At 34.3% G+C, this 16,171-nt stretch carries 15 protein-coding genes; 3 read left to right on the top strand and 12 right to left on the bottom strand.

Annotated elements, in window-relative coordinates:
* Window positions 1-150: 150 nt before the first annotated feature.
* The 12 genes from guaB to dnaA form a co-directional block, all read right to left on the bottom strand.
* Window positions 151-1,281: an IMP dehydrogenase gene (guaB, locus tag C683_RS04880; protein WP_009491383.1), complete on the bottom strand. Its 1,131-nt coding sequence runs from the start codon at window positions 1,279-1,281 to the stop codon at window positions 151-153.
* 104 nt (window positions 1,282-1,385) lie between these two features.
* Complete coding sequence (gene rpsR / locus C683_RS04875) at window positions 1,386-1,625, bottom strand: 30S ribosomal protein S18 (RefSeq protein ID WP_009491381.1); 240 nt, start codon at window positions 1,623-1,625, stop codon at window positions 1,386-1,388.
* Between the two features lie 19 nt (window positions 1,626-1,644).
* Window positions 1,645-2,172, bottom strand: coding sequence for a single-stranded DNA-binding protein (ssb, locus tag C683_RS04870; protein WP_009491379.1), 528 nt, complete (start codon window positions 2,170-2,172; stop codon window positions 1,645-1,647).
* Between the two features lie 34 nt (window positions 2,173-2,206).
* The gene (gene rpsF, locus C683_RS04865) at window positions 2,207-2,506 is read right to left on the bottom strand and encodes a 30S ribosomal protein S6 (RefSeq protein WP_009491377.1); all 300 of its coding nucleotides are present in this window, start codon (window positions 2,504-2,506) and stop codon (window positions 2,207-2,209) included.
* Between the two features lie 155 nt (window positions 2,507-2,661).
* Window positions 2,662-3,954 (bottom strand): adenylosuccinate lyase, encoded by a 1,293-nt coding sequence (gene purB / locus C683_RS04860; RefSeq protein WP_009491375.1) that lies wholly within the window; start codon window positions 3,952-3,954, stop codon window positions 2,662-2,664.
* Between the two features lie 9 nt (window positions 3,955-3,963).
* Window positions 3,964-5,241 (bottom strand): adenylosuccinate synthase, encoded by a 1,278-nt coding sequence (locus tag C683_RS04855; protein WP_009491373.1) that lies wholly within the window; start codon window positions 5,239-5,241, stop codon window positions 3,964-3,966.
* Between the two features lie 158 nt (window positions 5,242-5,399).
* Window positions 5,400-7,865, bottom strand: a complete 2,466-nt coding sequence (gene gyrA / locus C683_RS04850) for a DNA gyrase subunit A (RefSeq protein WP_009491371.1) — start codon at window positions 7,863-7,865, stop codon at window positions 5,400-5,402.
* A 20-nt stretch (window positions 7,866-7,885) separates the two neighbouring features.
* A complete protein-coding gene (gyrB, locus tag C683_RS04845; RefSeq protein WP_009491369.1) occupies window positions 7,886-9,826 on the bottom strand; it encodes a DNA topoisomerase (ATP-hydrolyzing) subunit B in 1,941 nt (646 codons plus the stop codon).
* A gap of 56 nt (window positions 9,827-9,882) precedes the next feature.
* The gene (gene recF, locus C683_RS04840) at window positions 9,883-10,995 is read right to left on the bottom strand and encodes a DNA replication/repair protein RecF (RefSeq protein WP_009491368.1); all 1,113 of its coding nucleotides are present in this window, start codon (window positions 10,993-10,995) and stop codon (window positions 9,883-9,885) included.
* A gap of 1 nt (window position 10,996) precedes the next feature.
* Window positions 10,997-11,215: a S4 domain-containing protein YaaA gene (gene yaaA / locus C683_RS04835; protein WP_009491366.1), complete on the bottom strand. Its 219-nt coding sequence runs from the start codon at window positions 11,213-11,215 to the stop codon at window positions 10,997-10,999.
* A 175-nt stretch (window positions 11,216-11,390) separates the two neighbouring features.
* Window positions 11,391-12,518 carry a DNA polymerase III subunit beta gene (dnaN, locus tag C683_RS04830; protein WP_009491365.1) on the bottom strand — a complete coding sequence of 376 codons (1,128 nt, stop codon included), beginning with the start codon at window positions 12,516-12,518 and terminating at the stop codon, window positions 11,391-11,393.
* 131 nt (window positions 12,519-12,649) lie between these two features.
* Window positions 12,650-14,044: a chromosomal replication initiator protein DnaA gene (dnaA, locus tag C683_RS04825; RefSeq protein ID WP_009491363.1), complete on the bottom strand. Its 1,395-nt coding sequence runs from the start codon at window positions 14,042-14,044 to the stop codon at window positions 12,650-12,652.
* A gap of 510 nt (window positions 14,045-14,554) precedes the next feature.
* On the opposite strand from dnaA, the gene rpmH reads away from it, so the two are divergent.
* The 3 genes from rpmH to C683_RS04810 all read left to right on the top strand — a co-directional run bounded on the left by rpmH (window position 14,555) and on the right by C683_RS04810 (window position 15,969).
* Complete coding sequence (rpmH, locus tag C683_RS04820) at window positions 14,555-14,689, top strand: 50S ribosomal protein L34 (protein WP_009491359.1); 135 nt, start codon at window positions 14,555-14,557, stop codon at window positions 14,687-14,689.
* A gap of 87 nt (window positions 14,690-14,776) precedes the next feature.
* On the top strand, window positions 14,777-15,130 hold the full coding sequence (gene rnpA / locus C683_RS04815; protein WP_040388715.1) for a ribonuclease P protein component: 354 nt from the start codon (window positions 14,777-14,779) through the stop codon (window positions 15,128-15,130).
* 44 nt (window positions 15,131-15,174) lie between these two features.
* Window positions 15,175-15,969 (top strand): YidC/Oxa1 family membrane protein insertase, encoded by a 795-nt coding sequence (locus tag C683_RS04810; protein ID WP_051011335.1) that lies wholly within the window; start codon window positions 15,175-15,177, stop codon window positions 15,967-15,969.
* Window positions 15,970-16,171 lie beyond the last annotated feature (202 nt).

Here is a 16,171-nt window from a genome sequence, read left to right as displayed (position 1 = left end):
ATTTGAATTTTTTCAAATAAATCTTATCGCCTTGGCGATGTCTATATATTATCAATTCTTTATTATTGCGTCAATACTTTTTTTCAAAAAAATCAAAAAAAATGGAGAAAAGAGTTATTTTTCTCAAAATCGCTCTTGTCTCCATAGAAATTATTTATAATTCGGCGCTTCTTTCACCATTAGAATATCATGGGGATGACTTTCTTTTAATCCAGCTCCAGTCATAACAACAAATTGAGCATTTTCTCTTAATTGAAGCAAGTTTTCAGCTCCTACGTATCCCATACCTGCACGTAACCCACCAATTAATTGGAATAAAATAGAAGAAACATCACCTTTATATTTTAATTTTCCTTCAATTCCTTCGGGTACTAATTTATTGGCTTCATTCACTCCACCTTGGAAATAACGATCACTTGATCCTTTTTCCATTGCAGCTAATGAACCCATTCCACGATATTGTTTATAAAGGCAACCATCCACTTCTTCAATTTCTCCAGGAGCTTCTGTAGTTCCTGCTAACATAGATCCTAACATAACTACATGACCACCTGCTGCCAGTGCTTTTACTACGTCACCAGATAATTTAATTCCACCATCAGCAATAATTGGCTTATTATATTCTCTAGCAACTGTAGCTGCGTCATAAATTGCTGTTAATTGTGGTACTCCAACTCCTGCAACTACACGAGTAGTACAAATTGATCCAGGTCCAATTCCTACTTTGACAACATCTACTCCAACTTCATATAAAGCTTTTGTTCCTTCACTTGTCGCAACATTACCTGCAATTAAAGTAATGTCTTTAAATTCTTGTCTGATTTCTTTAATTTTGCGAATTACTCCTGCACTGTGACCATGAGCAGTATCAATTACAATTGCATCTGCTCCAGCTTCAATTAATGCAGTAACACGTTCAAAAGTATCACTCGTTACTCCTACAGCCGCAGCAACTAATAGACGTCCATTTTCATCTAATGCTGCATTTTCTTCAATCGTATCCCAAGTCTTCACTTTTTGTACTTCTTGTGCTTGTTGTTCAATGCTCATATTTTTATGGATAACTCCTAAACCTCCAGCATTAGCCATAGCAATTGCCATTTGGTTTTCGGTTACAGTATCCATCCCTGCACTAATGAATGGAATATTTAATTTTACTTTTTCTGATAATTCTACCTGCATATTCACTTCATTTGGTAAAACGTGGCTTTCAGCAGGAATTAATAATACATCATCAAAGGTGTATCCTTTTTTAGCAAATTTTGTATCCCAATTGGTCATATTTTGTTGCGCCTCCTATAGTTTTTTATATATTGTTACTATTTTACTCTATATTAGGCAAAATAAAAAGACCGGAATTACTTCCGATCTTACTTTTATAAAAATTAATCTTCGTCTGCTACGAATGGTAATAATCCCATTACACGAGCGCGTTTAATCGCTGTAGTTAATTTACGTTGATATTTAGCGCATGTACCAGTTACACGACGAGGTAAGATTTTACCACGTTCTGAGATAAATTTTTTCAATAATTCAACGTCTTTGTAGTCGATTTCTTCGATGTGGTTTGCAGTGAAGTAGCAAACTTTACGACGACGACGTCCACCTCTGCGTTGTTGTGCCATAGTGTTCCCCTCCTATATTTTAAAATGGTAAGTCTTCATCTACGATGTCTCCAGTGTTTGAAAAACCTGAATCCATTGGCATTGAATGATTTTGATTCATGCTATCGTTCGTAGGTGTTGGTTGGAAAGAAGAAACCGGTGCACTATATGGATTGCTATCCATTGAGTTCATACCAGAGTCAAAAGATTGACCACCCATCATTGAGTTATTCATTCCTTGATCCTGACGTGGACGATCTAATAATTGGAAATCATCACAAACAACTTCAGTTACATAAACACGATGTCCTGTTTTATCATCGTAAGAACGAGTTTGTAAGCGACCACGTACGGCAATTTGTGAACCTTTACGTGTGTATTGAGCTAAGATTTCCGCAGGTTTACGCCAAATAACGCAATTGATGAAATCTGCTTCAATATTTCCTTCTTGATTTTTGAAGTTACGATTTACTGCTAAAGTGAAAGATAATACAGGAGTATTACCTGCAGTTTGACGTAATTCTGGATCTTTTGTTAGACGACCGATTAAAGTGACCGTATTAATCATAATTGTTTCTCCTTTCAATTATGTCGAAAATTCATTAAGCTTCTTTTTTAACGATCATATGACGTAAAATGTCATCATTGATTTTAGCTAAACGATCAAATTCGTTGATTGCGTCTGCGTTTGATGCAGAAACGTTAACGATGTGGTATAAACCTTCACGGAATCCACCGATTTCGTATGCTAAACGACGTTTTTCCCAATCTTTTGATTCTTCAACGTTTGCTCCGTTTTCTTTTAAGATGTTGTCAAAACGTTCTACTAAAGCAGTTTTTGCTTCTTCATCAATGTTTGGACGAATGATGTATAAAATTTCATAATTCGTTGTGTTGTTCATTGATTTCACCTCCTCTTGGACTATAAGGTTCTTATTTTCTAATAAGAACAAGGAAAGTATCGTTTGCCGATACTCACTTTTGCTATTATATCTGATTTCTTTTTATAAAGCAAATTCCTTTTTCTTATTTTTCTCTTTCAATTATTTATACGCAATTATAAATTGAAGCGCGCATAAATTTCATCAACATTTTGTAAATGATAGTTTAAATCGAAAAGTTGTGCGACTTTTTCTTGACCTAAAGTTTCTAACACACGTTCATTAGATTGGATTAATTCCATAAAGGATAATCCTTCTTCCCAAGCTTTCATTGCTAATGGTTGAACTAGGTCGTAAGCTTCTTCACGACTCATCCCTGCTTCGATTAATTCTAATAAAACACGTTGAGAGAAAATTAATCCTTGCGTAGACCAAACATTTTCTTTCATTCGTTTTTCATTAACGTATAGATTATCTAATACTTGATAGAAACGTTGTAACATGTAATCTAATAATGCAGTCGCATCTGGTAAAATAATACGTTCTACTGAAGAATGAGAAATATCACGCTCATGCCATAACGCTACATCTTCAAAAGCAGGAGTCATATAACCACGCATGACACGAGATAATCCACAAATATTTTCACTTGAGATTGGATTTCTCTTATGTGGCATCGCGCTCGATCCTTTTTGACCACGTTTAAATCCTTCTTCTACTTCACGAACTTCAGTACGTTGTAAGTGACGAATTTCAATAGCAAAGCGTTCTAAAGTTGTAGCAACTAAGGCCATAGAGCTCATGTATTCTGCATGTAGATCGCGTGGCAATACTTGAGTAGAAATTGGTTGTGGTTGTAATCCTAAAGAACGACATACTTCTTCTTCAATAAATAGAGGGACATTAGCAAATGTTCCAACTGCTCCACTAATTTTTCCAGTTTCTACTGCACGAGCTGATTTTAAAAATTGTTCTTGACGACGTAATAATTCAGCATAAAGACCCAGCAATTTCAACCCAAAAGTTGTAGGTTCTGCATGCACACCATGTGTACGTCCCATACAAATTGTATATTTATATTGCACAGCTAACTCTTTCACTAAAGCAATTAATTTTTCTAATTTTTCAGCAATTTGTGCATTCGCTTGACGCAATAAGTAGCCGTTAGCTGTATCCACAACATCGGTAGAAGTTAATCCATAATGGATCCATTTTTTTTCTGGTCCTAATTCTTCAGATAACATACGAGTAAAAGCCACTACGTCATGACGAGTTTCTTTTTCAATTTCTAACATACGAGGGCGATTTACTTTACATTTTTCTCTTAATAAAGCAGCATCTTCAGCAGGAATTTCTCCTAGCTTCACCCACGCTTCTACTACTTGTAGCTCTACCTCTAACCAAGCAGCTAATTTATTTTCTTCGCTCCAAATTTGGCGCATTTTTTCTGAACTATATCTTTCTAACATAAGTCTCCTCTATTTATTACGAATAATCGTTTGTGTACGGTCTGGTCCAACAGAGAAAATATCTACAGACAAACCAACTAATTCTTCAATGCGACGAATATAATTTTGCGTATTTTCTGGTAATTCCGCAAAGCTTTGGCATCCTGTGATATCTTCGTTCCAACCTGGTAATACTTCATAAATTGGTTTACAACGACTAATTTCTTCTAAAGAAGCTGGGTAGTAATGAATTTCTTTTCCGTCTAATTCATACCCTGTACAAATTTTCACTTCTTCTAAACCAGATAAAACATCTAAACAGTTTAAAGTTAATGTTGTTAATCCAGAAACACGACGAGCGTGGTTTAATACTACCGCATCAAACCAACCAATACGACGAGGACGACCTGTTGTTGTTCCATATTCTTTTCCTACTTCACGAATTTGTTGACCAATTTCATCAAATAATTCTGTTGGGAAAGGTCCTTCGCCGACACGAGAAGTATAAGCTTTACATACTCCAATAACTGTTGTAATTTCTTTTGGACCAACGCCTCCACCAATTGTTACTCCTCCAGCAATTGGGTTAGAAGAAGTAACAAATGGATAAGTACCATGGTCAATATCTAACATTACTCCTTGAGCACCTTCAAATAATACTTCTGCACCTTCTTTTAATGCTTCATCTAATAAATAAGAAGTATCTGTAACATGAGAAGCTAATCTTTTCGCTGCCGCTTGATACTCTTCATAAATAGGAGCAAATTGTAATGGTTCTCCACCATAAATTTCTACGATTTCTTTATTTTTTAACGCTAAGTTTTGTTCTAATTTTTCTTTGAATGTTTCTGGAGATAATAAATCTGCTACACGAATTCCACAACGATCTACTTTATCGCAGTAGCAAGGTCCAATTCCTTTACATGTAGTTCCAATTTTTTTATCTCCTTTCGCTGCTTCTTTTAACTCATCTAAACGAATATGATAAGGTAAAATGACATGCGCACGATTTGAAATATATAGATTATCTAATGAAATTCCTTCTGCTTCTAAATAATCCATTTCTTTAATAAGTGAAATTGGATTGACAACTACTCCATTGCCGATAATATTTTTCTTTTCTGGGAAAAAGATTCCAGATGGAATTAAATGTAATTTAAATTTTTTACCATCAAAAACGATAGTATGCCCTGCATTATCTCCTCCTTGATAACGAGCAATAATTTGTGCAGATTGGCTCGCAAAATCTGTTACTTTTCCTTTTCCTTCATCTCCCCATTGGGTTCCAACAATGACTGTACTTGACATAATAATTTCCTCACTTTTTTCTTCAATACATTCTTATTTAACTACTCATTATTCGTTTTTTCAACACAATATTTTTTTCTAATAGTATTATTTTTCGGATTATTCGTAAATGACGAACAATAAAAAAGAGACCTTCTTTTATAAGGTCTCTTTTCCTATTATTCTTCGATTGTATTTTCTTCTACTTCTGTGTTTTCTTCTTCGTCTTCTGCATGTTCAATAATATCTACTGTCGAAACCGTAGTTCCTTCTTCTAAGCGAATGATACGTACTCCTTGAGCAACACGTCCAATCGTTGAAATCGTATCTACAGCAAAACGAATCATCACTCCACGATTGGTCATTACTAAGACATCATCAGTATCGGTAACGGTACATAGAGCAACCAATCCACCAGTACGTTCTGTTTTTTGAAGTGTTTTTACCCCTTTACCGCCACGTTTTTTCACTGGATATGCACTAACTTCTGTACGTTTTCCGTATCCATTTTCTGTCACCACTAAAATTTGTGCTTCAGGGGATACGGTAGTTGCACCAATAACAAAGTCTCCTTCACGCAAGCGGATTCCACGAACTCCGGCAGCTGTTCTTCCCATCGAACGAACATCTTCTTCCATGAAGTTGATACTATATCCTTCATGAGTGGCAATCATAATTTGATCTGAACCACTCGTAACCATTACTTGAATTAATTCATCTTCATCTTTCAATTGAATAGCTTTTAATCCATTACTACGGATATTAGCAAAAGCAGCAAAAGCAGTACGTTTCACTAATCCGTTTTTCGTTACAAAGAATAATTCTTGTTTTGGATTTTCTAAATCAACTTTGATAATCGACTGGATACTTTCTTCTTCTTCCAAGCCCAGTAAATTAATTACAGGAATTCCTTTTGCATTACGGCTATATTCTGGAATTTCATACCCTTTTGCTTTGAACACTTTTCCTTTATTCGTAAAGAATAATAATAAATCATGAGTGGAGCAGGTTAAAATTGTTTGCATATCATCATCTTGATGCATGGACATTCCTTGAACTCCTCGACCACCACGACGTTGTGTACGGAATTCTGTATTCGCTAGACGTTTGATGTAACCATTATTAGTTAAAGTAATGACAATATCTTCTTGTTCAATTAAATCTTCATCTTCTAAGCTCAACACTTCACCGACTAGTAATTCCGTACGACGTGGATCATCAAAGCGACGTTGAATATCACGTAATTCATCTTCAATAATATGTAAAATACGTTCACGATGAGCTAAAATATCTTTCAAATCAGCAATCAAAACTAATAGCTCTTCGTATTCTTTTTCGATTTTCGCACGTTCTAATCCTGTTAAACGACGTAAGCGCATATCTAAAATGGCTTGTGCTTGAATTTCTGTTAAAGAGTAGTCAGAAATTAAAGCTTGTTTTGCTTCTTCATCAGAAGAAGAGTTGCGGATTAACTCAATAATCGCATCAATATGATCTAAAGCAATACGTAATCCTTCCAAAATATGCGCTCTTGCTTCTGCTTTTTTCTTATCAAACTCTGTACGACGACGAATAACAGATTCTTGGTGATCCAAATAATCTACTAAAATTTGTTTCAAGTTTAAAATTTTAGGAATTCCATTTTCAATCGCTAACATGTTAAAGCCAAAAGAAGTTTGTAAGTTCGTCATTTTATATAAATTATTTAAAACGACAGAAGCACTTGTGTCTTTGCGGATTTCAATGACAATTCGCATTCCTTCACGAGAAGATTCATCGCGAATGCTTGTAATGCCATCGATTTTTTTCTCACGCGCAAGTTGAGCCATACGCTCTACTAATTTAGCTTTATTTACCATATATGGTAATTCAGTAACGACAATCATTTCTTTACCGCTAGCTTTTGTTTCAATTTCTGTTCTTGCACGTAAAATAATGCTTCCGCGTCCTGTTTCATAGGCTTTTCGAATGCCAGATTTTCCCATAACTAGCCCACCAGTTGGGAAATCTGGTCCTGGAAGAACTTCCATTAAATCTGCGACTGTGCATTCTGGTTTTTCCATCAATAAATGGATGGCATCAATTACTTCGCCTAAATTATGTGGTGGAATATTTGTTGCCATCCCTACCGCAATCCCAGTTGTCCCATTGACTAATAAGTTAGGGAAACGAGCAGGTAAGACTTCTGGTTCTTTTTCTGAACCATCATAGTTATCGATGAAAGGAACAGTATCTTTTTTGATATCACGTAACATTTCTAGAGCAATTTTACTCATACGTGCTTCGGTATAACGCATCGCAGCAGCGCCATCACCATCGATAGAACCAAAGTTTCCGTGTCCATCCACTAACATTTGACGATAACTAAATGGTTGAGCCATACGTACCATAGACTCATAAATCGCAGAATCTCCATGAGGGTGGAATTTACCCATAACTTCTCCGACAATACGAGCTGATTTTTTATGTGGTTTATCTGGTAATACTCCTAATTCACTCATTCCATATAAAATACGGCGATGAACAGGTTTTAATCCATCTCGAACATCTGGTAATGCACGGGCTACAATGACGCTCATGGCATAGTCGAGAAAAGATTCTTTCATTTCTTCACTTAAATTGACATTATGAATATTTTCCGTCATTTGCTTCTCCTCTATTCTTATTAGATATCAATCGTTGCATAGTGTGCATTTTCTTCAATGAATTGGCGACGAGGTTCTACTTGATCACCCATCAACATTTCAAAAATACGATTTGCTTCTTCTGCATCATCAATGGTTACACGAGCCATTGCGCGATGTTCAGGATCCATTGTAGTTTCCCATAATTGATCTTCATCCATTTCCCCAAGACCTTTATATCGTTGAACAATTGGTTTTGGTGTTTTTGGTAGAGATTGTAATACTTGTTGTAATTGATCTTCTGCATCTTTTCCAGAAGGAACATAAGTAATATTTTTTCCTTGTTTTACTCCGTATAGTGGAGGTTGAGCAATGTAAACGTAGCCTTTTTCTACCAATGGACGCATATAACGATAGAACAATGTTAATAATAAAATGCGAATATGAGCTCCATCGACATCAGCATCGGTCATAATTACTAATTTATGATAGCGTGCTTTTTCCACATCAAAATCTTTACCAAATCCTGTTCCCATTGCAGTAAATAAAGAACGGATTTCTTCGTTAGCTAAAATTTTATCTAGTGTTGCTTTTTCCACATTCAAAATTTTCCCACGAATCGGTAAAATTGCTTGATAGTTACGGTCGCGTCCTTGTTTAGCAGATCCTCCCGCAGAATCCCCTTCGACGATAAACAATTCACATTTTTCCGCTTCACGACTAGAGCAATCCGCTAATTTACCAGGTAAATTACTAATTTCTAATTCATTTTTCTTACGAGTTGCTTCACGAGCACGTTTCGCTGCTAGGCGAGCTTTTGTCGCTAATAATGCTTTTTCCACTACTTTTTTCGCTACATTTGGATTTTCCATTAAGAATTTATCAAATGCTTCAGCAAATAAACGATCAGTAACACTACGAACTTCACTATTTCCTAGTTTTGTTTTCGTTTGTCCTTCAAATTGAGGTTCAGGGTGTTTGATAGAAATTACCGCAGTTAATCCTTCACGCACATCTTCCCCCATTAATTTATCATCATTTTCTTTAATCATTTTTTGACGACGAGCATAGTTATTGATAACACGAGTCAATGCAGATTTAAATCCAGATTCATGCATCCCACCTTCATAAGTATGGATGTTATTAGCAAAACTTAAAATTTTAGATTGGTAGCCACTTGTATATTGCATAGCTACTTCGATGGTGATATTATTTTGCTCTCCTTCACAGTAAATTGGTGGTTCAAAAAGGACTTCTTTCTCATCATTTAAAAATTCTACATAGCTACAAATCCCACCTTCGTAGTGGTATTCGCGTTGTTGTTCTTGACCTTTTCTTTTATCTTCAATCGTAATTTTTAAACCACGATTTAAGAAAGCTAATTCACGAACACGAGTCGCTAAAGTATCAAAATTAAAGACGGTTGTTTCTTTAAAAATCGTTGGATCTGGTACAAAATGCACTTCTGTCCCACGACGATCTGTATCCCCAATGATTTTTAAATCATCAACTACTTGTCCACGTTTATATTCTTGGAAGTAAATATGTCCGTTTTTATAAACTTTAACATCTAAAGAGGTAGATAGAGCATTAACTACAGAAGAACCTACACCATGTAAGCCTCCAGAAACTTTATAGCTTCCACCGCCAAATTTTCCTCCTGCGTGCAACACAGTAAATACAGTTTCTACCGCTGGACGTCCTGTTTTTTCTTGAATATCAACGGGAATTCCTCGTCCATTATCGATAACTGTAATACTATTATCCTCTTCAATAATGACATCAATTTTTGTCGCAAAACCTGCTAAGGCTTCGTCAATAGAGTTATCGACAATTTCCCAAACTAGGTGATGTAATCCTTGTTCACTCGTTGAACCAATATACATTCCTGGGCGTTTGCGAACTGCTTCTAATCCTTCTAATACTTGGATTTGACTTGCATCATAATTTTGCGCATTGTTTTCTAGTTCTTTATTTTCCACGATCTTTTTTCAATAGTCTTCTTTTATTACAAAAAAGCTATTGTGCTCCTTTCTCATTATTCTTCTGAAATTGTCGTAATTTCTCCTGCTTTCACTTCAAATATTTTTGGCTTCACTTTCATTTTGCCTTCTAGATGCTCTAGTGTAGTGGTCGTAATAAAAGTTTGCACTCGATTTTCTAAAATCTGTAATAAGCGCATCTGTCGTTCATCATCTAACTCACTCATCACATCATCTAGTAATAACACCGGATATTCTCCTAGGGTTTGAGCAATATATTCTACTTCCGCTAATTTAATGCTCAAAATCAATAATCTCTGCTGACCTTGAGAAGCAAAACTCTTTGCCTCTTTATTATTCATTTTTAAAATCCAATCATCTCGTTGAATTCCTAATTTTGTCGCCCTCTGCTGTTGATCTTTTTCTCGATTCTTCTGCAAATAATGTAAAAACACTTCTTTTTGTTCTTCTTCAGATTTTGCCAAAGGGATACTTGGTAAATAAGTTAATGTTAATTCTTCTTTTTCTTGTGTTAAAAAACGATAAATCTCGGTCGCAAATTCTCCTAGCCGATTTAAAAAATCAGCACGTAAACGCATAATCTTACTTCCATAATCTGATAACTGCTCATCTAAAATATCAAGATACAATGCATCCCATTTTCCTTTTTGCAAGCATTGATTTCTTTCTTTTAATAATTTTTGATATTGAGAAAGTAATTGCAGATAATAGTGATTACGAAATCCTAATTCTTGATCAAGAAATTTTCTTCGTTGAGAAGGAGAACCTTTAATTAAAAACAGATCATCTGGACAAAAAAGAATAACATGAAATTGACCAATATATTCACTGGCCTTTTTTTGGATCAAATGATTGAAACGTAAAATCTTTCCTTTGTTTTTTGCTGAATATGCATAGGATAAAGGAAAAGAACCTGTTTGCTTTTCAATTTCTCCTTGAATTAAAGTATTTTCTTCTTGCCAATGTAATAATTCTCCGTCTTTTGTTGTCCGGTGACTTCTTGTAGCAGATAAAACATAAATACTCTCTAATAAATTTGTTTTCCCTTGTCCATTATTACCAATAAAGATATTTAAACTAGGAGAAAACGAAACTGTTAGAGAGTGATAATTACGATAATTTTGCAAAGTTAATGTTTTGATTATCATGTTAGGCCTCGACAATATGATAGGTGCGCTCTCCTGGTAATTCGACAGTCATACCTGCATATAACTTTCGACCACGGCGATTTTCTAATTCTTGATCTACATAAACAGTATTTTCTTGTAGATACCATTTTGCTTCACCGCCACTACCAATTTCTGCGATATCTTTTAAAAATTGACCTAAAGTAATATATTCTGTTTGTAGGGGATATGATTCCACCATTTTTTCACCTACTTTCCCTTATACTTCTTCTAATATTATACTATTTTTTTACCTCATCTTCAATATTTCGCGTTTTTTTACGGTTTATAGCCTTTTTTTCATTTTTAGACATTTTTATCATTTTTCAGATAATTCATAATAAACAAAAAAAGAGAGCCTAAGCTCTCTTTTTTCATTAATTTGTACGAACCGGTGTAATTAATTCAATCAATGGTTTTTCATTCAATGGTGTAATAGTGAAAGGACGAACAGGACTGATAAATTGAATTTTCACTTCTTCTCCCTTAAATGCTTGTAAAGCTTGTTGTACATACATTGGATTGAAAGAAATCGTTAAATCTTCTCCCGTTACATCTCGACACTCTAATTCTTCTTCGACGTAACCAATTTCTGGACTTTGACTAGATAAAACAATACGTTGTGCAGTGATTTGCATTTTAACAATATTGCTTGTTGCTTTTTCAGCTAGTAAAGAAGCACGAGCAATAGCTGCATTTAGATAATGGCTATCAAAAACAGCACTAGTAATAAATTCTTTTGGAATTAAACGGTCTGTATCTGGGTAATTCCCTTCTAATAAGCGAGTATAGAAAGAAATGCGCTCTGTTTTAAACAATGCTTGATTATCTGTCATACTGATAGTAATAAATTCGTCTTTATTACGGAAAGTTTTGGATAATTCCGTTAAGCTTTTAGCTGGTAAAACAATATCAAATTCTGTATCTTTCGTATCCATTGGTAAAATACGTTGACTTAAACGATGGCTATCTGTAGCTACTGCCTTAAAGATGCCATCTTTCAATACAAAATGAACCCCAGTTAAAATTGGACGAGTTTCTTGTTTTGAAGCTGCAAAAGTAGTTTCGGAAATTAATTCTTCTAAAAGATGAACTGGAATTTCTAAAATAGATTCTTGAGATACTTTTGGTAATTGTGGATAATCATTGGCACTATGACTATTTAAATGGAATAATGCTGATCCAGAAGAAATAGCCACTTGTTGGTTTGACATTTGTTCTACCACTACTTCTTGTTGTGGTAATTTATTTACAATGCTGTTGAAGAAGCGAGCAGGTAATACTAGGCCTCCTTCTTCTTGAATGATTAATTCAGCATCTTTATCAGCAGATGGAATTTCTAGTTCAATAGAAATATTTCCATTACTAGCAGTCAAAAATAGACTCGTTGCTTTAGCGACAATTTTAACTCCAGAAAAAATTGGATTAATAACTTTTGAATCAATAGCTGTTAAAATAGTTGCTAATTTATTTTGTAGAAAAGAACGATTCATTGTAAATTTCATGGTAACCCCTCCATATAGATAGATAGTATTAATATATTATTATTATTATAGACCCCATTTTTTTGTGGATAAATGGCTGTACCCCTTGTGTTTTAAGCAAAACAGTTGTGGAAAACAGTGTGGAAAGTTGTCTAGTTATCCACAATATTGTGGATAACTGATGTGGATAACTGTTGTTCCAATGTAGAAATATCTTCTGCTAATGCTTCATCTTGCTTCATATTTTTTTCAATTTTTTCGATGGAATACATAATCGTTGTGTGATCTTTTCGATTAAAAATAACTGCAATTTTGTCAAACGGCAGTTGTAATTCCTTACGAATTAAATACATAGCAATCTGTCTTGGTTGTGAATATTTTTTTGCTCTTCCTTTTCCTAATAATTCTTCCAGTGAAATATGGTAATAATCTGCTACAAGTTCTTGAATTTGTTGGTAGTTGATTTCATTGTCAGGAATACTTTCCATTAAAGGAATTATTTGTGGAGAGCCGACTTCATGTTGCAGTGCCGCTTTTACCATTGCTAAATTGATAATTTCATTATAATTATCCATTTGTAATTCACTATGAAGGTAAAGCATAATTGATTTTAATGCAGATTCTAAATCACGGACATTTCGATCATATTTACTCGCGATGTAATGTAATGCTGAATCTTCCAAATTTAGTCCTAAATCCAACGATTTTTTATGCAAAATTTTAATTCGTGTTTCAAAATCTGGAGATTCGATATTTGCTCTTGTTCCCATTCCACATCGTGAACTTAATCGTTCATCAAACTTATCTAATTCTTTAATAGAACGATCGCTTGTTAAAACAATTTGTTTTTTACTATTATATAGTTCTTCAAAAGTATAGAAAAATTCATCTTGTGTTTTCGTTTTATCAATGAAGAATTGGATATCATCAATAAATAAAGCATCCACATTACGATATTTTTCGCGGAAATTAGATAAAGCCACAGTATTGTTCGATTGAGAAGCAATTTTAGTAAACTCGTTAATAAAAGTTTCTGAGGGAATCAATTTAATATTTGCATTTGGATTTTTGGCTAATAATTCATTGGCAATCGCATGCATGAGGTGGGTTTTTCCAAGACCACTTGGTCCATAAAGAAATAATGGATTATATAAATCTCCAGGACGTTCTACTACGGCGTTAGCAGCGGTGAAGGCCATACGATTATTTTTTCCGCATACAAAATTTTGAAAAGTGTAATCCCCATTAATAGAAGAATTTTTTACTTTCGCTACTTCTTGTTGTACTTGTGGAGTACTAGATAATAGGTAAGAAACTTCTATTTCTTTTCCTGTATAATTGTAGCAAACTTCTTTTAACACTGGTTCTAACTTCATTTTCCAATGATCAATAATATAATCTGCAGGTAAAGATAAAGTAATATGTTCTTCATCAAATTCAACAATATGAGCAGGTTCTATCCAATGTCGTAAGCTAGCACTGGAAATATTTTCTAAACATTTTTGTTGAAAGTCACTCCAAATACTATCTTGAGTAGTTGGTAACATAAAGTCCCTCCTTTCTATTCGTCAAAAATCTTTATTTATTTTAGCACACACCACCTCATTTATCCACATTGATTGTGGATAAATCATCTTTCCACCGATATAGAGTCGATATTGTGGATAAAATTGTGGATAACTTTAAAAAGTATCCACAGTATATCGAGGAAAATAAAAGTTATCCACAATAGTAAAGCGGCGATATAGCCACTGTTTTAGGTGTGTTTGTCTATTTATCCACAGAGTTATCCACAATTTGATTTATCCACCGATATAGAGTCGATACTGTGGAAAGTTTTTCTTTTTTATTGTGGATAACTTTGAAAATCAAAGAAAAAACACACTGGCGATATTGTAGTTATCCACAATGGATTGTGGATAACTTACTTCTCTTTTTATGTTTTTATTTAAAGAAGGAATTGCGAGAAACACTTGACAAAGTTCAATAACGATATTTATAATTGAAAAGTACATATATGCGCATGTTCAATTTCGGAAAAGTGGAGGTGAACAGAAATGAAAAGAACATATCAACCAAACAAACGTAAACGTCAAAAAGTACATGGATTCCGTAAACGTATGAGTACTAAAAATGGACGCCGCGTTTTAGCAGCTCGTCGTCGTAAAGGAAGAAAAGTTTTATCTGCTTAAGCCGCTGTTCTACAGTGGTTTTTTTTTATCCTTTTTTCTGTTACTATGGACAATGAGATAAAATTTTTTTAGATGAAAGAGATGATTATGAAAAAGACGTATCGTATTAAGAAAGAACAAGATTTTCAAGAAATTATTAACGCTCGTGCGTCTTTCGCTAATCGACATCTCGTTTTATTTATACGAGATCGCAAAGATGGAAATCATTTTCGAGTAGGACTTTCTGTTGGGAAAAAAATTGGAAATGCCGTAATGAGAAATCGTGTGAAACGACAATTACGGGTAGCAGTGCAAGAATTAAAGCCCAATCTTATGCAAGGAATGGATTTAATTTTAATTGCACGCCCAAGAATTACCCAGCTTTCTACGAAAGAAGTGATAAAAAATGTACGCCATGTTTGTAGTTTAGCCGGAGTTATCATAGAGGAGGACGACAAGTGAAAAAGAAATCATATTGGAAAAAACGCTTATTGCTACTAGTCGCTATGTCTGTTTTACTATTTGTTCTAACAGGTTGTGGTACAGGACAAATTACAGCACACAGCACAGGAATTTGGGATCGTTATATTGTTTATAACTTTGCTCGTTGTATTTCCTTCTTATCTTTTGGAGGAAATCACGCACTAGGGATTATTTTATTTACAATTATTTTGCGTATTATCTTGTTACCATTGATGCATTATCAAACAAAACAAATGCGTCGTACACAAGAAATTCAGCCAAAATTAAAAGAGTTACAACAAAAGTACTCATCTCGTGATCCAGAGACCCAACGTAAATTAAATGAAGAAACTCAACGTTTATATTCAGAATATAATGTAAATCCATTTTCTGGATGTTTACCATTATTAATTCAAATGCCAATTTTAATGGCGTTATGGCAAGCATTATCTCGTGTAGAAACATTAACAAATGGTCATTTCTTATGGATGGACTTATCTCAACCAGATCCATACTTTATCTTACCATTACTAGCAGCTATCTTTACTTATATTGCTTCTAAATTAACAAGTATGAGTCAAATTGAGTCTAACGTTTCTATTACAATTATGAACATTGCAATGCCAGTGATGATTTTCTTCATGGGTATGAATTTAGCGAGTGGGTTATCTTTATACTGGGTAGTTTCAAATGCTTTCCAAGTGGTACAAACATTATTAATCAATAATCCATTTAAAATTCGTAAAGAGCGTGAAGAAAAATTACGTAAAGAACGCTATTTACAAAGCAAACTTTACCACGCACAAAGCCCAAATCGTAATAAGAAAAAGAAAAAATAAGATAAGAGAACCATTAAGATATTGGTTGACATCTATATCTATTTCTATTATATTTTAGACATAATCGAGAATAAATTAATCAATCGAATTTATTCGTTCGAATCATTCTTATCATGTAATATACGATGGTAAAGTAGTCAAAGTGCTTTTTCATCCTCGCAACTGCAGGGTGAGAGCACTTTTTTTGCGTATATGCGGAACA

Origin of the sequence: Catellicoccus marimammalium M35/04/3 (assembly GCF_000313915.1) — a bacterium.
Taxonomy (GTDB): domain Bacteria; phylum Bacillota; class Bacilli; order Lactobacillales; family Catellicoccaceae; genus Catellicoccus; species Catellicoccus marimammalium.
Note: the sequence above shows the minus strand (reverse complement) of the source record. Positions and strands in the feature narration are given on the sequence as shown.

Coding starts and splice junctions, on each gene's coding strand:
- guaB (WP_009491383.1), bottom strand. CDS start 1,281: ATGACCAATTGGGATACAAAATTTGCTAAAAAAGGATACACCTTTGAT.
- rpsR (WP_009491381.1), bottom strand. CDS start 1,625: ATGGCACAACAACGCAGAGGTGGACGTCGTCGTCGTAAAGTTTGCTAC.
- ssb (WP_009491379.1), bottom strand. CDS start 2,172: ATGATTAATACGGTCACTTTAATCGGTCGTCTAACAAAAGATCCAGAA.
- rpsF (WP_009491377.1), bottom strand. CDS start 2,506: ATGAACAACACAACGAATTATGAAATTTTATACATCATTCGTCCAAAC.
- purB (WP_009491375.1), bottom strand. CDS start 3,954: ATGTTAGAAAGATATAGTTCAGAAAAAATGCGCCAAATTTGGAGCGAA.
- C683_RS04855 (WP_009491373.1), bottom strand. CDS start 5,241: ATGTCAAGTACAGTCATTGTTGGAACCCAATGGGGAGATGAAGGAAAA.
- gyrA (WP_009491371.1), bottom strand. CDS start 7,865: ATGACGGAAAATATTCATAATGTCAATTTAAGTGAAGAAATGAAAGAA.
- recF (WP_009491368.1), bottom strand. CDS start 10,995: ATGATAATCAAAACATTAACTTTGCAAAATTATCGTAATTATCACTCT.
- yaaA (WP_009491366.1), bottom strand. CDS start 11,215: ATGGTGGAATCATATCCCCTACAAACAGAATATATTACTTTAGGTCAA.
- dnaN (WP_009491365.1), bottom strand. CDS start 12,518: ATGAAATTTACAATGAATCGTTCTTTTCTACAAAATAAATTAGCAACT.
- dnaA (WP_009491363.1), bottom strand. CDS start 14,044: ATGTTACCAACTACTCAAGATAGTATTTGGAGTGACTTTCAACAAAAA.
- rpmH (WP_009491359.1), top strand. CDS start 14,555: ATGAAAAGAACATATCAACCAAACAAACGTAAACGTCAAAAAGTACAT.
- rnpA (WP_040388715.1), top strand. CDS start 14,777: ATGAAAAAGACGTATCGTATTAAGAAAGAACAAGATTTTCAAGAAATT.
- C683_RS04810 (WP_051011335.1), top strand. CDS start 15,175: ATGTCTGTTTTACTATTTGTTCTAACAGGTTGTGGTACAGGACAAATT.